Annotated in this window: 13 protein-coding genes and 1 rRNA gene; 9 read left to right on the plus strand and 5 right to left on the minus strand. The window is 61.2% G+C overall.

From position 1 onward, the window contains the following. Nucleotides 1-144 precede the first annotated feature (144 nt). The 3 genes from uvrD to CKW13_RS14315 all read left to right on the plus strand — a co-directional run bounded on the left by uvrD (nucleotide 145) and on the right by CKW13_RS14315 (nucleotide 3,959). Nucleotides 145-2,328, plus strand: a complete 2,184-nt coding sequence (uvrD, locus tag CKW13_RS14305; RefSeq protein WP_095109274.1) for a DNA helicase II — start codon at nucleotides 145-147, stop codon at nucleotides 2,326-2,328. A 210-nt stretch (nucleotides 2,329-2,538) separates the two neighbouring features. Beyond that, nucleotides 2,539-3,411, plus strand: coding sequence for a Tim44 domain-containing protein (locus tag CKW13_RS14310; protein WP_095109275.1), 873 nt, complete (start codon nucleotides 2,539-2,541; stop codon nucleotides 3,409-3,411). A 137-nt stretch (nucleotides 3,412-3,548) separates the two neighbouring features. Next, nucleotides 3,549-3,959, plus strand: coding sequence for an SMI1/KNR4 family protein (locus CKW13_RS14315; protein ID WP_095109276.1), 411 nt, complete (start codon nucleotides 3,549-3,551; stop codon nucleotides 3,957-3,959). A 45-nt stretch (nucleotides 3,960-4,004) separates the two neighbouring features. Here the strand turns inward: CKW13_RS14315 and CKW13_RS14320 are convergent, their stop codons facing one another. Then, on the minus strand, nucleotides 4,005-5,768 hold the full coding sequence (locus CKW13_RS14320; RefSeq protein WP_095109277.1) for a cation:proton antiporter: 1,764 nt from the start codon (nucleotides 5,766-5,768) through the stop codon (nucleotides 4,005-4,007). A gap of 292 nt (nucleotides 5,769-6,060) precedes the next feature. Between CKW13_RS14320 and CKW13_RS14325 the strand changes: the two genes are divergently transcribed. Next, nucleotides 6,061-6,546 (plus strand): acyl-CoA thioesterase, encoded by a 486-nt coding sequence (locus CKW13_RS14325; protein ID WP_095109278.1) that lies wholly within the window; start codon nucleotides 6,061-6,063, stop codon nucleotides 6,544-6,546. Here the strand turns inward: CKW13_RS14325 and lapD are convergent. Together lapD and lapG are read right to left on the minus strand one after the other, a co-directional pair. Beyond that, nucleotides 6,543-8,498 carry a cyclic di-GMP receptor LapD gene (lapD, locus tag CKW13_RS14330; protein WP_095109279.1) on the minus strand — a complete coding sequence of 652 codons (1,956 nt, stop codon included), beginning with the start codon at nucleotides 8,496-8,498 and terminating at the stop codon, nucleotides 6,543-6,545. The genes CKW13_RS14325 and lapD overlap by 4 nt on opposite strands. Before the next feature lie 14 nt (nucleotides 8,499-8,512). After that, nucleotides 8,513-9,205: a cysteine protease LapG gene (lapG, locus tag CKW13_RS14335; protein WP_095109290.1), complete on the minus strand. Its 693-nt coding sequence runs from the start codon at nucleotides 9,203-9,205 to the stop codon at nucleotides 8,513-8,515. A gap of 232 nt (nucleotides 9,206-9,437) precedes the next feature. Here lapG and CKW13_RS14340 point away from each other — a divergent pair, with 232 nt between their 5' ends. The 5 genes from CKW13_RS14340 (at nucleotide 9,438) to CKW13_RS14360 (ending at nucleotide 16,455) form a co-directional block, all read left to right on the plus strand. Further along, nucleotides 9,438-10,130 carry a GntR family transcriptional regulator gene (locus CKW13_RS14340; RefSeq protein ID WP_095109280.1) on the plus strand — a complete coding sequence of 231 codons (693 nt, stop codon included), beginning with the start codon at nucleotides 9,438-9,440 and terminating at the stop codon, nucleotides 10,128-10,130. Nucleotides 10,131-10,828: 698 nt separating this feature from the next. Continuing rightward, nucleotides 10,829-11,593 (plus strand): DUF3050 domain-containing protein, encoded by a 765-nt coding sequence (locus tag CKW13_RS14345; RefSeq protein WP_095109281.1) that lies wholly within the window; start codon nucleotides 10,829-10,831, stop codon nucleotides 11,591-11,593. Beyond that, nucleotides 11,590-12,519: a diiron oxygenase gene (locus tag CKW13_RS14350; RefSeq protein WP_095109282.1), complete on the plus strand. Its 930-nt coding sequence runs from the start codon at nucleotides 11,590-11,592 to the stop codon at nucleotides 12,517-12,519. The genes CKW13_RS14345 and CKW13_RS14350 overlap by 4 nt, the downstream gene beginning before the upstream one ends. Before the next feature lie 16 nt (nucleotides 12,520-12,535). Next, nucleotides 12,536-15,955 (plus strand): amino acid adenylation domain-containing protein, encoded by a 3,420-nt coding sequence (locus CKW13_RS14355; protein WP_095109283.1) that lies wholly within the window; start codon nucleotides 12,536-12,538, stop codon nucleotides 15,953-15,955. A gap of 29 nt (nucleotides 15,956-15,984) precedes the next feature. Next, nucleotides 15,985-16,455, plus strand: a complete 471-nt coding sequence (locus CKW13_RS14360; RefSeq protein WP_095109284.1) for an SRPBCC family protein — start codon at nucleotides 15,985-15,987, stop codon at nucleotides 16,453-16,455. A gap of 65 nt (nucleotides 16,456-16,520) precedes the next feature. On the opposite strand, the gene CKW13_RS14365 is transcribed toward CKW13_RS14360, so the two are convergent. Next, nucleotides 16,521-18,401 carry a methyl-accepting chemotaxis protein gene (locus CKW13_RS14365; RefSeq protein ID WP_095109291.1) on the minus strand — a complete coding sequence of 627 codons (1,881 nt, stop codon included), beginning with the start codon at nucleotides 18,399-18,401 and terminating at the stop codon, nucleotides 16,521-16,523. Between the two features lie 303 nt (nucleotides 18,402-18,704). Continuing rightward, nucleotides 18,705-18,820: ribosomal RNA gene (rrf, locus tag CKW13_RS14370) — 5S ribosomal RNA — on the minus strand. Nucleotides 18,821-19,005 lie beyond the last annotated feature (185 nt).

The following is a 19,005-nucleotide window of genomic DNA, read 5'->3' on the forward strand; positions in this document are numbered from 1 at the left end:
CTCCGCCATCCGCCAAAAACCCTTCAGGCGAGCCCCGCCGTCGTCTGTAGGCAATGACTGACCGGTCGTCCCCGGCCGTTCTTTTTTATCGGTTTACCCAACGCACGGTTTGCCGGGGGTGGCGTGGCACCCTAGAATGCGCCGATGCGCGATGATCTCTCCCTTTTGCTGAACTCTCTCAACGATGCCCAACGCCAGGCCGTAGCCGCCCGCGTGGGTCGTCAGTTGGTCCTGGCCGGTGCCGGCTCCGGTAAAACCCGAGTGCTGGTGCACCGTATCGCCTGGTTGATCCAGGTAGAAAACGCATCGCCCCACTCGATTTTATCGGTGACCTTCACCAACAAGGCCGCCGCCGAGATGCGCCACCGCATCGAGCAATTGATGGGCCTGAGCCCGGCCGGCATGTGGGTCGGCACCTTCCACGGCCTCGCGCACCGACTGCTGCGGGCGCACTGGCAGGAAGCGGGGTTGAGCCAGTCCTTCCAGATCCTCGACAGCGACGACCAGCAACGCCTGGTCAAGCGGGTGATCCGCGAACTGGGCCTCGACGAACAACGCTGGCCGGCCCGCCAGGCCCAGTGGTTCATCAACGGCCAGAAAGACGAAGGCCTGCGCCCCAAGCACATCCAGGCCAGCGGCGACCTGTTCCTGGGCACCATGCGCAGCATCTATGAAGCCTACGAGGCCGCCTGCGCCCGCGCCGGCGTCATCGACTTCTCCGAGCTGCTGCTGCGTGCCCTGGACCTGTGGCGCGACAACCCGGGTTTGCTGGCCCACTACCAAAAGCGTTTCCGGCACATCCTGGTCGACGAATTCCAGGACACCAACGCCGTGCAGTACGCCTGGTTGCGCCTGCTGGCCAAGGGCGGCGACAGCCTGATGGTGGTCGGCGACGACGACCAGTCGATCTACGGCTGGCGCGGCGCGAAAATCGAGAATATCTACCAATACTCCGAAGACTTCCCGGACGCTGAAACCATCCGTCTGGAGCAAAACTACCGCTCCACCGCCGGCATCCTCAAAGCGGCCAACGCCCTGATCGCCAACAACACCGGGCGCCTGGGCAAAGAACTGTGGACCGACGGCGGCGAAGGCGAAGCGATCAACCTGTACGCCGCGTTCAACGAACACGATGAAGCGCGCTACGTGGTGGAAACCATCGAAAGCGCCCTGAAAACCGGCCTGGCACGCAGCGATATAGCCATTTTGTACCGCTCCAACGCCCAGTCACGGGTGCTTGAAGAAGCCCTGCTGCGCGAGCGCATCCCGTACCGCATCTACGGGGGCCAGCGCTTCTTCGAGCGCGCCGAAATCAAGAACGCCATGGCCTACCTGCGCTTGCTGGAAGGCCGGGGCAACGATGCCGCCCTGGAGCGGGTCATCAACGTACCCGCCCGGGGCATTGGCGAAAAAACCGTCGAGGCCATCCGCGAACACGCGCGTCACAGCGATGTGTCGATGTGGGAAGCCATGCGCCTGCTGGTCGTCAACAAAGGCCTCACCGGCCGCGCCGCCGGGGCGTTGGGCGGGTTTGTCGAGCTGATCGAGAACCTCGCTGCCAAAACCCTCGACATGCCGCTGCACCTGATGACCCAAACCGTCATCGAGCAGTCTGGCCTGATCGCCTACCACGAAGCGGAAAAAGGCGAAAAAGGCCAAGCCCGGGTGGAAAACCTTGAGGAACTGGTCAGCGCCGCGCGCAACTTCGAGAACACCGAAGAAGACGCCGACCTCTCGCCCCTGGCGGCATTCCTCGGCCACGCCTCGCTGGAGGCCGGCGACACCCAGGCCGACGAGCACGAAGACAGCATTCAACTGATGACGCTGCACAGCGCCAAAGGGCTGGAATTCCCCTACGTGTTCCTGGTGGGCATGGAAGAAGGCCTGTTCCCCCACAAGATGAGCCTGGAAGAACCCGGCCGCCTCGAAGAGGAGCGACGCCTGGCGTATGTCGGCATCACCCGCGCCATGCAAAACCTGGTGATGACCTATGCCGAGACGCGCCGGCTCTACGGCAGCGAAACCTACAACAAGGTTTCGCGTTTCGTACGTGAAGTGCCCAAGGGGCTGATCCAGGAAGTGCGCCTGTCCAACAGCGTCAGCCGTCCCTTTGGCGGCGGCCAAAAGCAGAACTCCTCCAGCATGTTCAGCGGCGCGCAAATCCCCGAAACCGCGTTCAGCCTCGGCCAGCAAGTGCGCCACTCGGTGTTCGGCGACGGCGTAATCCTCAACTTCGAAGGCGCTGGCGCCCAGGCCCGGGTGCAGGTGAACTTCAGCGAGGGCAGCAAGTGGCTGATGCTGGGGTACGCCAAGCTGGAAACTGTCTGACAAGTTCGCGCTCACTCCCGCACGTCACACGGGGGTGAGGCTTACAGAACTTATGGTCATGGCCTACAGACTAAACCTACACAACCTCTTGTGCTGACCGAACCTGAACCCAGCCTGTCAGGCAAAAGCCCGAAACACTCTGCCGCTAGCCAGTAACACTTCACATGTGCACCATGGCGCGCGTGCCATCCACAAATGGGAATTCCCTTTATGAAACGTTTTCTTAGCATCGCCATGGCGTTGTGCATCGGCCTGACGATGAGTCTGGACGCCAATGCCAAGCGCTTCGGTGGCGGCAAAAGCTCCGGCGCTGCACCGTCCCACCAGACCAGCCAAATGGCTCCTTCTTCTCCTGGCATGGGTGGCGCTGCTGCCACTGCGGGCGCGGCCGGTGCCGCTGGCGCCGCTGCCAAGGCCGGCGGTGCTTCACGCTGGCTCGGCCCTCTGGCCGGCATCGCGGCGGGTGGCTTGCTGGCGTCCATGTTCATGGGCGGCGGCTTCCAGGGCATGCAGATCTTCGACATCCTTATCATGGCGGTCATTGCGTTCGTGATCTTCCGCTTCATCGCCGCTCGCCGCCGCAAGCAGCAGGAGCACCTGGCCCCGGCCGGCGCGCCCATGCAGCGTGAAGTGTTTGAAAACAAGCCGTCCATGGGCTCGATCTTCGGCGGTTCGGCTGCTCCAGCTGCTGCGCGCCCGGTCATCAATGCGCCAGCCTGGTTCAACGAAGAGCGCTTCATCGAAGCGGCACGCAACCACTTCCAGTCCCTGCAACAGCACTGGGACGCCAATGAAATGGACAAGATCGCCGAGTTCGTGACCCCGCAACTGCTCGAGTTCCTCAAGCGCGAACGCGCCGAGCTGGGTGACGGCTTCCAGTCCACCTACATCGACAACCTCACCGTCCAGTTGGACGGCGTGGATGATCGCGCCGACAAGACCATCGCCACCCTGACCTTCAGCGGCGTGTCGAAGACTTCGCGCTTCGACCAGGGCGAAGTGTTCAGCGAAAGCTGGAACATGGAACGCCCGCAAGGCGACAACCAGCCTTGGCTGGTAGCCGGTATCCGCCAGAACGGCTGATAGCGCAACTCGCTAAGCATGTAGTCACAGAAACCCCGGTCTTGGCCGGGGTTTTCTATTTCGCGGTTGCACTTATAGCGAGCTACTGTATAAACCGCCCCATATAAACCGCGCCATCGAGCAAGAGGATTCCGGCCGTGGAAGAAGTCATCGAACAACTGCGTGAAGCCAACGAACCCGTTCCGGTACCGCTGGAGCTGCCCGACGAAGATCAACTGGTGGAAGTCGAAGAACAGCTGTTCATCAATATCCCCTTTGTTTTCAAGGAGTTCCTGCTGACCGTCAGCGACGTGGTCTACGGCAGACTGGAACCGGTCACGGTCACCGACCCACAATCCCACACCTACCTGCCTGAAGTAGCGGCCAACGCCTGGGATACTGGCGTGCCACGGGAGCTGATCCCGATTTGCCAGGACGGCGAGAATTACTACTGCGTCGAAGAAGACGGCACCGTGGTGCTGTGGTCCGGCAAGGAAGAGCTGGTCACCGAAGAGTCCTGGGAATCGGTATGGCACTGGGCGCGGGACGTCTGGCTGGAGAGCTGCTGAGCCACGCCGCTTAAACCCGCATCCAGCACAGCCCTGGGGCGGGTATCAATGCTCGGCGGGGTCCTTGTGGTTATCCAGGGTTTCCAGCAACGCCACCTGCATGCGCGTATGCACACGGATAAACCAGCGCCACAACACCGCCGCCACAGCCGCCGCAACGACGGCTATCAAGATCAACAGCTCATTGGTCGGCAAGATGCTCGACGACAAGGCCGACAGCAGCAAGAAAATCACCAGTAACGACAAGATCGGTATCACCTCGGCAATCACCCGCCGCACCCGCTGCGTATGGCGCCCGGCCATATCCGCCTTGACGCCCATCTCCGCCAGCAGCATCGACAGCGCCTTGAGCTTGCGATAAGCCGCAATCAAAAACGGCAGCGACAACAGCAGCGCGCCGCCCCAGATCAAAGCCTTCTGCCAACTCGGCTCCGCCACCCACCCCTGCAAATAGTCCCCAATGCGCTGGGCGAAGAAGCCACCGGAAAAGAAGATCGCCATCACCAGCGCCAGGTTGACCCCCACTTGCAGCAGGATCTTGCGGATCATCTTCGCCAGCAATGCACCTTCGCCCTGGGGCTGGATGCTGCGCAACCATTCGCCATACATGCCCAGCACCCGCGCCAGCCGCTTGGGCATCACTGCCGCAAGCTTCATCGACAAGGGATCCGCACCGCGAATCAGGTACGGCGTCAGCAGCGTGGTGATCGCGGATACAGCCACCGCGACCGGGTAGAGGAAATCACTGGTGACCTGGAGCGTCATGCCCAGCGCCGCGATGATGAATGAAAATTCGCCAATCTGTGAAAGCCCCATCCCAACCCGCAGTGAGGTGCGCCCGTCATTGCCGGCGATAAAGGCACCCAAGCCGCAGGACAACATCTTGCCCAACACCACCGCCACGGTAATCACGGCAATCGGCCAGGCGTACTGCAAGAGAATCTGCGGGTCGATCATCAAGCCAATGGCCACGAAGAAGATGGCACTGAACATGTCGCGAACCGGCTCGATCAGCCGCTCAATTTTCAGCAACTGCCGGGATTCAGCCATGATCGCGCCAATCAGGAACGCCCCCAGCACCATGCTGTATTCGAGTTTGACCACCAGCAGGCAAAAACCAAAACACAGGCCCAGCACAGTAATCAGCAGCATTTCATTGCTTTCAAACTTCGCCACGTACGCCAGCAACCGTGGCACCAGCAGGATGCCGATCACCAGCGCAACGATCATGAACAACGACAGCTTGCCCACCGTGGAGAACACCTCGCCCGAACTGACGGTGCCGCTGACCGCGATGCTCGACAGCAAGGCGATGATGCCGATGCCCAGGATGTCTTCGACAATCAAGACGCCAAAGATCAACTGCGCAAAGCGCTGATCCTTCATTTTCAGGTCGTTGAGGGCCTTGACGATGATGGTGGTCGAGGAAATGGCCAAGATCGCGCCGAGGAAGAGTGAATCCATGGTGTTCCAGTCGAACCAGCGGCCGATTTCGTAGCCGATCCAGATCATCAGCACGATTTCCAGGAACGCGGCGATGAAGGCTGTCGCGCCAACCTTGAACAACTTGCGCAGGCTGAATTCCAACCCCAGGCAGAACATCAGAAAGATCACCCCCAGCTCGGCCAGGGTCTTGATGGTGTCTTCGTCGTGGATCAAGCCGAACGGCGGGGTGTGCGGGCCGATGATGAAACCGGCGACTATGTAACCCAGCACCACCGGTTGCTTGAGCCGGTGAAAGAGGATGGTCACCACACCTGCGACCAGCATTATCACGGCCAAATCCTGGATAAAGCTGATGGCATGCATGGCGAGAGGCTCCTTGAGTTGGACTGATCTTGCTGCTCAAGCCCTAGAACGGAAGAAACGTCTGAGCACGCCGAACAAAAATCTTTATTTAAGGTAGGAAATGCCCTTGGGCCGGGCTTTTGAAGGGTAACACCGCGACTTCTAGCAGAAAGCCGGCGCAATATATGGAAACAGATCACTTCGGGCGTGACGGCCGCCCGCCGCGCGGCGTCCCGATAACGCTGGTTTGAAAAACAACCCAGGTGCCCGCAGAGGCGCCCTCGCTATTGCAGCCTTAACCCGTGAGTGAGCTATGGAACCCGGAAACGCCCAGCTGTCGATGACTGTCTTGATGACCCCCGACATGGCCAACTTCTCTGGCAATGTCCACGGCGGGACCCTGCTCAAATACCTCGATGAAGTGGCCTACGCCTGCGCCAGCCGTTATGCCGGGCGCTATGTGGTGACCCTGTCGGTGGACCAGGTGATTTTCCGCGAGCCGATCCACGTGGGTGAACTGGTGACATTCCTCGCGTCGGTCAACTACACCGGCAATACCTCGATGGAGGTGGGCATCAAGGTGGTAACGGAAAACATCCGCGAGCGCTCGGTGCGGCACACCAACAGTTGCTTTTTCACCATGGTGGCGGTGGACGAGGACCGCAAACCCGCCCCGGTTCCCCAACTGCAACCACACAACAGCGAAGACCAGCGCCGCTTCACCCAGGCCCGCCAGCGCCGCCAGATCCGCCAGGAGCTGGAGCAGCGCTACCGCGAAATCAAGGCCGAAGCCCCTTAATCGGCTTTCGGGCCCCAGGGTGCAGGTTCGCCGAACAACTGGCCCTGCACGCCGTAAAGGCCCATTTCGCGGATCACTTGCAACTCGCCCTCAGTCTCGACCCGCTCGGCAATCAGCGGCAGGTCGATGCTGTGGGCGGCGCGTTGGATGGCTTCGATAAACAGGCGTTTGTCTCCTTCCTGGTCGATGGCACGGATGTAGCTGCCGTCGATTTTCAGGTAGGCCAGGCCCAGGCGCGCCAGGTTGCCGATCATGCTGAAGCGCCCGCCGAAGCGTTGCAGGCTGAGGGAGAAGCCCAGCTCACGCAGGCGCCGGGTCAGTTGTTCCAGCACCGCTTGTTCGGGCAATTGCTCTTCGCCGATTTCCAGGGTCAGCCGCGGCCCCAGGTTGGCGTGTTGGCGCAGCAGATCGAAAATCTTGTTCAGTGCCTGAGGGTCGGCCAGGGTCGCGGATGACAGGTTCAGCGCCAGAGATTGGTCGTGCCCGGCCATTTGCTCCAATACCAGTTTGAGCATCAGGCGATCCAGGCGCGCGGTCCAGCCGAAGCGCTCCAACCACGGCAGGAAGCGCCCGGCGGCGATGGTCTGGCCCTGTTCGTCACGCAGGCGCGACAGCACTTTGTAGTGCAGGACCAATTGGGTGTCTTGGCTGGCGACTACCGGTTGGAAAAATAGCTCCAGACGCTGTTGGTCCAGTGCGCGGTCGAGCAGGGTATGCCAAGCGTGGTGGTCGTCGCCCACGCTGGCCGCCGCGCCATGGTCCAGGCAGGTCCAACTGGCCTCGCCCTGGGTCTCGGCCTGGGCCAATGCCTGGTCGGCGAGGCTGAGCAGGGTCTGTGGCGAATCGCCATGGGAGAACGGCGCCAGGCCGATGTAGGCCACCGGCGATACGTCCGAGGCGCCGGTCGCCTGCAAGCTCGCCAGGGTGCCTTCCAGGCTCTGGGCCAGTTGCAGCGCTTCTTCGCGCACCAGGCCCGGCGCCAGCACGGCGAATTCGCCACCCCGGATGCGGGTAATCAGGTTCTGGGTTTCCGGGTACTTGGCGCACTCGCGTTGCAGTTGCTCGCCCACGGCTTGCAGCAACTGGTCGGTGCGCTGCCCGCCCAGGCGCTGGTTCAGGCCCGCCAGGTCCTTGACCCGCAGCAGCATCAGGTAACCGGAACTGGCCTGCTCCGGGTTGCTGACCCGTGCGTTGAGCTGCATTTCAAAATAGCGGCGGTTAGCCAGCCCCGTCAGGTTGTCCTGATAGGATTCCACCCGCAGTTTTTCGCTGCGTTCGGCCTGCTCCTGGAACAGGGCCTTGAGCTTCTCGACCATCTGATTCATCGCCTGCACCACCCGGCGCAGTTCCGGAGTGCGCGGTAGTTCGGGCAAGCTGAGGAATTCACGCCGGGCGATGGCGTGGGACTGCTGCACCATGTAATCGAGCGGCTTCAACTGGCGGCGCAACAGCAGCGCGCCCAGCACTGCGCTCACCGCGCCGCAGATCAGCAACCAACCCAGGCTGCCCAGGGCGCTCTGCCAGAGTTTGGCCAGGGCAAACATCGGGTGGCTGACCACCTCGACTCGCGCGGCCTGCTCCCAGCCACGGCTGACGATGGCATCGCCGCCGGCCGGCTCCAGGCCGATCAGGTTAACGAACCACGCCGGCACACTGACCTCAGGGCTGCCGCTGCGCTCGACCAGGACTTGGTCGGTCGCCAGGTCCACCACGCGGATGCTGGCGTAATAGCCGCTGTCGAAAATCGAACTGACCATCAGCTCGACCATCGCCGGGTCGTCGATATTGGGCGTCAACGACAGCGCCAGCGCCGTCGCCGCGTCCTGGGCATGGGAGCGCAACTGGTTGACGTACTGGGTGCGCGAGCTTTCCAGGCTGACCATGAAGCTGCCGCTGAAGGCGACCACCAGGAACAGACAGATTGCGATCAACAGTTGTTTGAACAGGGACATCTGAGCGCGTGCTCCTAATTAGTCGTCTCGACCGGAAAACCTTCGGCCTTCATTTTTTTCAACACGTCCTGCCAGCGCGACAGACGTTTGGTGTCGCCGACTTTCTTGTTGCCCTTGGCGCCCGGCAGCCACAGCCCCTCGGCGTTGAAAGAGTAGACCGGCAACAGGTCGGTTCGTTGGCTGGCCGGTTGGATCGCGTCGATCAGGCTGTCGAGAACCAGCGGCATGGCCTCGGGGGTTGAATAGTAGGTCAGCACCATGTGGGCGCGATTCTGGCGCAAAGCCTTGACGTACGTAATGCGCAATTTGTCGCTGGAGACCCCGAGGCGGCGCAGGCTGAAGTATTTGGCGATGGCGTAATCCTCGCAGTCGCCGGCGCCTTTCCAGAGGCCTTCGATGGGGGTTTCCCAATAATCGACCTGGCCCCACAGGTCGACGTCTTCCATGTAGCGCATCTGTTTGTTGAAGAACAGGTTGACCACCTTGAGCTGCTCTTGCTCGCTGGTCTGCTTTTGCGTAGCCAACAGGTGCTGCCAGGCATCGATACGCTGCTGGCCCTGGCCCAGGGGCCCGTACAGCGCCTCGGCCCGGCGGCTTATCAGGGAAAAATCCCAATCGGCATGCAGGCCGCCCAGCATCAGGCTGGCCAGGAGCACCGCTGAAACCATCCAGCGCAAGGTTCGAGGCAAAGCTAAACGTATCGCCAATGCGATGAAGTCCGGGTGGTCCGTGGAAAACCAATCGATGGTGCAGCTTCGATAAGTAAAAGACAATGGCACCGTGCAATCACTGCATTCGGCGAGCTGTCGGAATAGAATCGCCCACCACCCCGTCTGGCCACCTCGGCGCGCAAAACCGAAGGTTTGACAAGACCTTGGGTGGTCACTAGTGTTAATTGGATCCAATCAAGCCTGGTTATTTTCAGAGGGTAGCGTTGTCGTGACACAGAAGCCGAACCCCTTGAGCAGCATCACCATCGACGGGCCCATACCGGCCCACCTTGCTCGCTCCGTGATTGAACAAACCCTGCGCGCCGCCATCCTCGACGGGCGCCTGCCCTGCGGCACGGCCCTGCGCCAACAAGACCTGGCCGACCTGTTCGGGGTCAGCCGCATGCCGGTGCGCGAGGCCCTGCGCCAGCTCGAGGCGCAGTCGCTGCTGCATGTGGTCGCCCACAAAGGCGCGGTGGTGGCGGCGCTGGTCGAAGGCGACGCGGCCGAAACCTACGCCCTGCGCCTACTGCTGGAATCCGAAGCGCTGCGCCTGGCCATTCCCCATCTCGATGAGGACAACTTCGCCGAGGCCGCCCGCTGCATCGAAGCGATGGAAAGCGAAGCCGATTACGCCCAGATCGGCCACCTCAATCGCTTGTTCCACATGGCCCTCTACAACAAGGCTGGTAACCGACGGCTGCTGACCCTGGTGGAGAACGGGCTGATCGAGGAGGAACGCTTTCTGCGCTTTAACCTGCAAGCCATGGGCCTGGGCAAAATCAGCCAGGATGACCATCGACAATTGCTGCGCACTGCTCGCGAGGGCGATATCGAGGCTTGCCTAAAAGCCCTGGAAAAACACCTTGGGCGCGCCGTTGAAGTCATCACCCGCTTTCTGGCAAGTCGCGTCGGGGAATAATCCATTTACAAAAAACCACACCTCCCTCCTGCGGGCACAGCGTTAGCCCGCTAAACCTCTGTGCCGGGCACATGCTTGGTAACAGTCGCGATTTCCTACGGACAAAACCCGAAACAACCCCGCCGCCAGCAATAGCGGCGCCACCCATTTGCACTCACTCTTGTACGGGCCAGCAAAACGCCGGCGCCGCCGCGTCTTCCTGCGCGCCAAGGCGCCTTGGAACGAGCCAACAAGAAGGAGTCTGCCAAACAAAGGTTGCGATCGGGCTGTGCACGCTCGCGCCGCTAAAGAATGCCCTCAAGCTGCGTTTACTTACTCAAGAAGTTGTCAGTCGTGAGGCACTCACGCTGTTATTCCAATTTCGGCTTATTCAAGCCGAAACGAACAACTTCGCCCCAATAAAACTTAGCCAATAAGTTTTATTGCAACTTATCGCACATTAAAAATGCGCAACTTACAAACAGTAAAAAATACTTGCGGAACACTTACTTCTTGCATTAATTTTTAGTTGGCCAGCACTCAGGCTAGTTCGCCTCGGGTGCACGCCACTCTGGCAAAGGCTTATTAAACAACCATGCGGCCTTTGCCATCGGGAGAAAACCGTCCCTTTATCAACTTCTGTTTGAGCCCCGCGCTCGCCCAATAAAAAGAACTTCTCGTCGTTAACGCGTCACACTTATTACGTCAGAGGCCGCCCAATGCTTGCCATTCCAACACCCCTGCAACTGTGCAAAGCGCAATTAGATAACCATCGGATATTTTCCGACATCAACTCACTGGGCAAACTTCAGTGTTTTATGCAAACCCACGTATTTGCCGTGTGGGATTTCATGTCGCTGACCAAGCGCCTGCAAACCGAGCTGACCTGCACCCAGGTGCCGTGGCTGCCAGCGCCCCACCCGCAGGCGACGCGGCTTATCAACGACATTGTGCTGGGCGAGGAATCCGACACGCGACCCAGTGGCGGGCATTGCAGCCACTTCGAGTTGTACCTGGAGGCCATGGCGGAGATCGGCGCCAGCACCCGGGCCATCGAGCAGTTTGTCGCCCTGCAACGCCAAGGCATCAGTTGGAACGCCGCGCTGCACCGCATCGACGTACACCCGAGCGCCGCGACGTTTGTCCGCCACACCCTCGAAACCGCCCTGAACGCTGCGCCCCACTGCGTCGCCGCCGCTTTTGTGCATGGCCGTGAAACCGTGATTCCGATGATGTTCCAGGGCCTGCTCGACCAATGGCGGATCGGCGCGGATCAGGCGCCGACTTTGCGTTACTACCTGCAACGGCATATCGACGTGGACGCTCACGACCATGGCCCAGCCGCCGAACAGTTACTGGCAAGCCTGATCGACGGCGACCCGCAGCGTGAGGCCGAGGCCCAGGCCGCCGCCCTGGCCGCGGTGCGTAGCCGACTCGCGCTGTGGGATGGCTTGCACGCCAGCATCCAGGAGCTGAGCCAATGAACGCCGCCACCTATCAATCCTTCGCCGACACCTGGGAGAACCGCGCCAGCATCCGCACCCGGCCCCGGCGGATGTTGGAAAACGACGACAAATTGATCTACCCCCTGAGCCGTCAGCCCCTGGTTCTGGGCCAGGCCTTTTTGCGCGAATGCCCGCAGCAGCGCGACTTCGTGCTGGTACAGACCCTCTACAAGTTCATCAACGACGTGGTGATTTTTGAAACCGAAATCGTCGACCAGACCGCCCGCAGCATCGCCAAGAACCGCTTTGGCGTGGCCTTCCCGCCAGCCTGCCGGTATGACGCCATGACCGTGGTCGTGGACGAGGACTACCACGCACTAGTGGCCATGGACTTTATGCAGCAAACCATCGCCCTGACCGGTATCGCGCCCATCCAATTACCCACGCAAATCGAGTTGAGCCGCGCCGTGCCGGCTGCCCTGGCCCTGGCCCCGCCTGAGTTGCGCGCGCCCATGGAACTGATCTGCGTGGCCATTGCGGAAAACACCGTAACCCACGATGTCGCCGCGTTCGCCCGGGACGACACGGTGAAGGCCTCGATCAAGGGCCTGATGGCCGACCATTTGCTCGATGAGGGCCGCCACTCCGGGTTCTGGACGCGACTGGTGCAGATCTACTGGCAGCGCGCCAGCGAGGCCGAGCGCCATTGCCTGGCGCAGATCCTGCCGGTGTTTATCCGCCACTACCTGACCAACGACTTGCAGAACGCCTTCGACTTTCAGTTGATCGATCACCTGCCCGTCAGCCCCGCGGTGCGCCTCGCGCTCAAGGACGAGGTGTCTGGCCTGGCGTTCCCGATCAATCGCCACCACCCCTTGGTCGGCAACATCGTGCGTTTTTTGCGCAGCAGTTCGCTGCTGGACTCGGCCTGCGTCCAGCAAGCAATGGTCGATTACCTGTGCTGATGGGGAGGAACACTGGATGAAATGTCTCGATATTGCACTCATCGGCAACAGCCAGGCTCTGGATGCCATCGGTGAAGAATTGGCGCAACACGGCCACCGCCTCCACTACGCGGCCAGCGATTGCGACCTGTTGATCGAGGACGGCAGCCAAGCGCTGGATAGCCCGATCATCGCCCGCGACAGCCTGCACCTGCGCTTGCAGGAGGCCACCCACGCGGGCGAATGGCTGCCACGCCTGACCCTGCTGTGTTGGCACGGCAGCGCACGCACCAAACGCCTGTTGGACCAGCTGCCACTGGCCCCGGAAAACTCCGGCAACGGCCAGATGCTGCACCGGCGGGCAGTCGATACCCTGGTGGACTACGTCGCGCTGCTGGTCAGCCGTGTGAGCCGCGAGGCCGAGTACCTACAGCACACCACCGCGCTGGATACTGACCACGCCTTGGAGGGCGCCAGCCTACTGCGGTTGCAGGCGCTGGCCTACGTGCACCGGTTCAACGACACCGCCCGGCCTGACTTGCTGTGCCAAGCGCAAACACCGCTCATCGAGCAACTGGACCGCAGCCTTCAGCGCTTTGGCCAACGCACGGCGCTGGTCATTGCCGGCACTCATCTGAGCTATGGCCAACTGCGGGCACAGAGCATGGCGATCCAGCAACGCCTGCTGCCGTTGCTGGCACCGTTGCGCGGCGGCGGGCAGCCATTGGTGGTGGGCCTTTGCCTGGAAAAATCTGCGCCGCTGTACGCCGCCATCCTGGCGATTCTGGGCAGCGACGCGGTGTACCTGCCGCTGGAGCCGGACCATCCGCTGCCGCGCCAGCAGTACATCCTGCAAAACGCCGGGGCGGTACTGCTGCTCCACGACGGCCAGCATCCGCTGGCGCAACAGATGCCTGGGTTGGACGTGGCCCGCATCGACGCCCGCAGCGCCGACCTGCACCAACCCTTGCTGCACTCGCGCCCCAGCGCCGACGCGCCGTGCATGGCGTTCTACACCTCAGGCACGACGGGCCAACCTAAAGGCGTAGTGCTTAGCCAACACAACCTCAGCCATTTTTGCGCCTGGTATGCCGACTTCTGCGAGTTGAATGAACAGAGCAGGGTCTTGCAGTTCGCCTCCCTGGGGTTCGACGCCTCGCTGATCGACATCTTCCCAGCGCTGATCCAGGGTGCGGCGCTGATCGTGCCCAGCGACAGCCAACGCCGCGATCCGCTGCAACTGGCCGCGCTGCTGCGCGAACAGCGCCTGACCCACGGCTTTCTGCCGCCCGCCCTGCTCAGCCTGCTGCCCGGCGATGAACCGCTGGGGCTGGGCTGGCTCATGACCGGCGGCGATGTGTGCGAGCCCGAAGCGATTGAGCGCCTCACGCCCCACACGCGCCTGTGCAACCTGTATGGCCCCACCGAAGCCACGGTGCTGGCCACCGCTCGCCCGATGCGCAGCGGCGACCACAACCGCCTGCTCGGCGCGCCCATCGCCAACAGCCGGGTGCTGATTCTCGATGACGCCCAGCAACCGGTGGCGGAGCAGCAAGTGGGCGAGTTGTACATCGTCGGCCCTGGCGTGGCGCTGGGCTATCTGCACAACCCGCAGCAGACCGCCGAGCGTTACCTGGAGTTGCCCCTGCCGGACGGCCAGCGTCTGCGCGCCTACCGCAGCGGCGACCTGGGCAAATGGACCGAAGCGGGAATCGAGCTGTGCGGGCGGCGCGACAATCAGGTGAAAATCCGCGGCTTTCGCGTCGAGCCCGAGGAAATCGAACATTGCCTGCGCGCCAGTCGCCTGTTTGGCCAGGTCGCCGTGGTGATCGACAGCCAGCGGCGCATTCTGGCGTTCGTTGCCCAACCCGCAGGTGAGCAACCGGAACTCGCCCCGCAACGGCTCAAGCAGTGGGCCGCGCAACACCTGCCCGACTACATGCAGCCGCTGGCCTGCACCCTGCTGGCGAGCTTGCCGTGCGCCAGTAATGGCAAGGTGGACCGCCAGGCGTTGCTCAGGCTGCCCGTCACTGTCGTCGCCAATACCTCACGCCAATTGCCCCGCAGCGCCGACGAGGAGCGGCTGCGGGCGCTGTGGGCCGAGCTACTGGAATTACCGGCCGAAGAAATCTGCACCCAGGAGAGCTTCTTCAACCTCGGCGGCCACTCGATCCTACTGTCGCGCCTGCTGCTGGGCCTGCGCGAGCAGTTCGGGCGCAGCATCTCGATCAACCGCTTTATCGAAGACCCGACCCTAGCTCGCCTGGCAACCTTGGTGCGCGGCAACGCCATTGAGCAGAACCTCTGCGAACAGGCGCTGGCCGATGCCTGCCGCCCGCTCGACATCGAAGCCTTGGCGTCATCCCGCATGGGCGATGTGGGCAAAGTAATTGTCACCGGCGCTAACAGTTTCGTCGGCGTACATATCGTGCAAGCACTGCTGGCGGCGGGCGCGAGGGAAGTGGCGTGCCTGGTGCGCGACAGCGCCGGGCAATCGGCGGCGCAGCGCTTCGCCCAGGCCCTGCGGGACAACTGCCTGGAGCATCTGGACCTGAGCCGGGTGCAGGTTCACGCCGCCGACCTGACCCGCCCCGACCTGGGGCTGGCGCCGCCGCTGTACGAGCGCCTGGACAGGGAGTTCGGCGCGTTGGTGCACAACGCCGCCAACGTCAATCATGTCCTCGACTACCCGTCGCTGGCGGGTGACAACGTCGAGCCGCTATTGCACCTGCTGCGGCTGTGCGAAGGGCGCAGCAAAAAGATCTTCAATTTCATCTCGACCCTTTCAGCCTGCAGCACCCGCGACGCCGCCGGCCAAGTGCTGGAAGTGGCCGCCGCGCCGACCCCGCCGATCTACCTGCGCAACGGCTATAACCTGTCCAAATGGGTTGGCGAACGCCTGCTAGAGCGCGCCCGCGAGCGCGGTGTGCAGGTCAACCTGTACCGCCCGGGCAACATCAGCTTCAACAGCCGCAACGGCGTATGCCAACCCCATAAAAACCGCTTGTTGTTGATGCTCAAGGGCTCACTGCAACTGGGCCTGGTGCCACGTCTTGAACTGAACTTCGACTTGATGCCCGTGGACTTCCTGGCCCGTTTCATTGCTTGGCACAGCACCCGCTATCAACCCGGCCGCACCGTCTTCAACCTGCATAACCCTCAACCCTTGAGCTGGGCGGCCTATGTGGCCGCGTTCGAACAGGTCGGCCACTGTTTTGAATGGGCGACCGTGGCCCAGTGGCAGCAACAACTGGCCCGAGTCGACAGCCAGAACGCGTTGTTCGGCGTGCTGGGCTTCTACCTCAACGGCTTTGAAGAGGACATCGGCGATATCTCCATGATCGGCCACACCAATGCCCGCCATGGCATCAAACAAATGGGCGAGCACTACCCGGAAAAATCCCCAGCGCTACTGCGCAAAGGCTGTGAGTACCTCAAGCAGATTGCCTTTATCTGACACCACCCAGCGCATACAGGAGTAAGACCATGAACCACCCCCAACCCGACACCCTGATCCGCAACCCCAACGGCAACCCGATCACCGCCAGCGTCGAGATTCGCGCATCGGCCAGCCGTGTCTGGGCCGTGGCCGGCGAGTTTGCTGGCTTCGACCGCTTCATCCCAGCACTGGAGCGCATCGAGATGACCGGCCAAGGCCCGGGTTCGCTGCGCAAGAAGTTCTTTAAAGACGGCAACCTGGTGGTCGAACAGCTCAACCATCGCGACGAGCAGGCCATGACGATGACCTGGACCACCCTCTACAACACCCTGGGCGTCGGTCAGTTGTGGGCAGCCATGGTGGTTGAAGCCGCGGGCGCCGATTGCTCGCGTGCCACCTGGACCATCATTGCCGAACCGACGCAGGGTGAGGGTGAGGGTGAGGCCGATGCCTTCGCGCAGTTCGTACAGGGTTTTGCTGACGAGGCCATGGGCAATCTACGCACGCTGTTTGTGTAAGCGGCCCATAAAAAAACGCGATGAGCCTGGCAGGCTTCATCGCGTTTTGCTGTAGCGGCTGCGCCTCAGATCTTGAAGCTATCGACCAATTGCTTGAGTCGATTGGCCTGCAACGACAGCGCGTCGCAGTCCTTCAAGGTTTCGTTGAGGTTGGCCACGCCCTGCTGGTTCAACAGGTTGATCTGGTTGATGTCCACGTTGAGGGTTTCCACCACCGCCGTCTGCTCTTCAGTAGCCGCGGCCACCGACTGGTTCATGCCGTCGATTTCCGTGATGCGCTGCGTCACGCTGACCAACCGTTCGCCAGCCTGGTTCGCCACTTCGACGCTTTCCTCGCTGGAAACCTGGCTCGCGTTCATGGTGGTAACCGCTTCGCGAGAGCCGATCTGCAGCGACGTAATCATCTTGTGGATCTCTTCGGCCGACTCCTGGGTGCGGTGTGCCAGGTTGCGCACTTCGTCCGCAACCACAGCAAAACCACGACCCGCCTCGCCGGCACGGGCCGCTTCGATGGCTGCGTTGAGGGCCAGCAGGTTGGTCTGTTGGGAGATGCCTTTAATCACATCGAGAATGTGGCCGATGTTGTCGGTACTCGCATTCAGCGTTTCGATCTGGGTGCAGGACAAGCTGATCTTCTGCGACAACTCGGTCATCGCCAGGATGGTTTTTTCCACCACCTGCCGGCCGTCATCCGCCTGCTCGCTAGCGCCGCTGGCATGCTGCGACGCATCAGCCGCGTTGCGGGCAATCTCCTGGGTCGCCGCCCCCAGTTCATTGATGGCCGCCGCCACGCTGTTAGTGCGCGCACTTTGCTCATCGGAACCGACAATGGAAGCGTTGGATGAAGCCATCACCCGTTGCGACAAATCATGAACCTGACGGGTAGCCGACGACACTTCCGAAATTGATGCGTGAATACGCTCCACAAACTGGTTGAAAGAGCCGCCCAGCACGCCAAATTCGTCCTTGCTCTCTACCGTCAGACGACGGGTCAAGTCACCTTCGCCCTGGGCGATGTCCTGCATCGCACGGCCCATGGTGGTCAACGGACGCATCAACACCTGAATCAGCAAGCTCAACAGCACCGCAATGGCCGATACCGCGATGAACATGGCGATCAATGCAGATGTGCGGAATTGGCTGAGAGGTTCGTAAGCTTTGTCCCTATCGATCGATAGGCCGATATACCACTGGGCATTCGGCAACCCAGCGACGGGGGTGAAGGACAGAATGCGTTCCTGCTGGTTGAGCGTCACTTCCTGTGCAGTCTTCTCCAGGCGCAGTGCGGTGCCTGGGTAGATGTCCTTCAGGTTTTTCATCACCTGATCCTCGTCCGGGCTGACGATGACCTGACCGTCGCCGCTGACCAGAAAGGCATGGCCGATGCCACCGAAGTCCACCGAATTGATGATGTTCATCAGCGTTTGCAGGCTGAGGTCACCACCGACCACACCCAGCAGTTGCCCCTCTTTCTTTACCGGCATGGCAATGGTAACGATCAACCCGCCCACCGCAGCCTTGTAGGGCGGCGTGAGCATGGTCTGGTTGGCCGCAACGGCCTGCTTGTACCAAGGACGCTCGCGGGGGTCATAGCCGTCGGGCATTTTGGCGTCAGGCCGCTGAGTGAAAACACCGTTGCTCTGGCCAACGTAGGTGAATTGGAAATTCGAGGTGAAGGCCGGTTGGTCCACCAGGCCCGGGAAGTCGGCCTGGGCGCCTTGGTGCGCGACGTTCTGGGCGAGGCTCTCCAGCACCAAGATGCGGCCGCTCAGCCAGTTCTGCACGCTGCTGGCGGTCAAGTCGCCGGCCTGTTCCACCGAGGCCTCAAGGTTTTGCTTGATCGTGTTCCGCTGCAGGTAGTCGTTGTACAAAGTGAACAAGGCAAAAGCCAGAACCACTACGCCAGAGGCGGCCAAAAGGATTTTATGGCTGAACTTGAGATTCATTTCATGGGACTTCTTATGCAAAAAATGGGGGGTCATCCGTGTCGCGTCATTCCATGTCGCCGCGCAGGCAGCATTCTATGGCTGCTCTACTTTGGTGCACGCTCGTCTCAGTACATGTCGGCACCACGGCGATAAAACTTAGGGCTTTGTAAGAAATAGACGACATAACAGGCAAAAACCTGCCGGACGGCATGCTAGAGCGGTATGGCGGGGTTTAGGGAAAGGACAAAAAAACGCTGAAAACAGCAGGGACCAGAAAGACAAAACCCCATTTGCTTTCGCAAATGGGGTTTCGGAATTCAATCTTGACGATGACCTACTCTCACATGGGGAAACCCCACACTACCATCGGCGATGCATCGTTTCACTGCTGAGTTCGGGATGGGATCAGGTGGTTCCAATGCTCTATGGTCGTCAAGAAATTCTGTGTGCGGCTCGTTAAAGAAACGGGCTCGCGAAAATCTTTAGCTTCTACTTAAAACAAAACCCCATCTGCTTTCGCAAATGGGGTTTCGGAATTTAATCTTGACGATGACCTACTCTCACATGGGGAAACCCCACACTACCATCGGCGATGCATCGTTTCACTGCTGAGTTCGGGATG

It is taken from the genome of Pseudomonas sp. Irchel 3E20, from assembly GCF_900187645.1.
GTDB lineage: Bacteria > Pseudomonadota > Gammaproteobacteria > Pseudomonadales > Pseudomonadaceae > Aquipseudomonas.

What these genes read in the sequence shown, in the direction of transcription:
- CKW13_RS14310 (WP_095109275.1), top strand. Translation starts at nt 2,539, where the DNA reads ATGAAACGTTTTCTTAGCATCGCCATGGCGTTGTGCATCGGCCTGACG.
- CKW13_RS14355 (WP_095109283.1), top strand. Translation starts at nt 12,536, where the DNA reads ATGAAATGTCTCGATATTGCACTCATCGGCAACAGCCAGGCTCTGGAT.
- lapD (WP_095109279.1), bottom strand. Translation starts at nt 8,498, where the DNA reads ATGTCCCTGTTCAAACAACTGTTGATCGCAATCTGTCTGTTCCTGGTG.
- CKW13_RS14325 (WP_095109278.1), top strand. Translation starts at nt 6,061, where the DNA reads ATGGAACCCGGAAACGCCCAGCTGTCGATGACTGTCTTGATGACCCCC.
- CKW13_RS14365 (WP_095109291.1), bottom strand. Translation starts at nt 18,401, where the DNA reads ATGAATCTCAAGTTCAGCCATAAAATCCTTTTGGCCGCCTCTGGCGTA.
- CKW13_RS14360 (WP_095109284.1), top strand. Translation starts at nt 15,985, where the DNA reads ATGAACCACCCCCAACCCGACACCCTGATCCGCAACCCCAACGGCAAC.
- CKW13_RS14345 (WP_095109281.1), top strand. Translation starts at nt 10,829, where the DNA reads ATGCTTGCCATTCCAACACCCCTGCAACTGTGCAAAGCGCAATTAGAT.
- CKW13_RS14350 (WP_095109282.1), top strand. Translation starts at nt 11,590, where the DNA reads ATGAACGCCGCCACCTATCAATCCTTCGCCGACACCTGGGAGAACCGC.
- uvrD (WP_095109274.1), top strand. Translation starts at nt 145, where the DNA reads ATGCGCGATGATCTCTCCCTTTTGCTGAACTCTCTCAACGATGCCCAA.
- CKW13_RS14320 (WP_095109277.1), bottom strand. Translation starts at nt 5,768, where the DNA reads ATGCATGCCATCAGCTTTATCCAGGATTTGGCCGTGATAATGCTGGTC.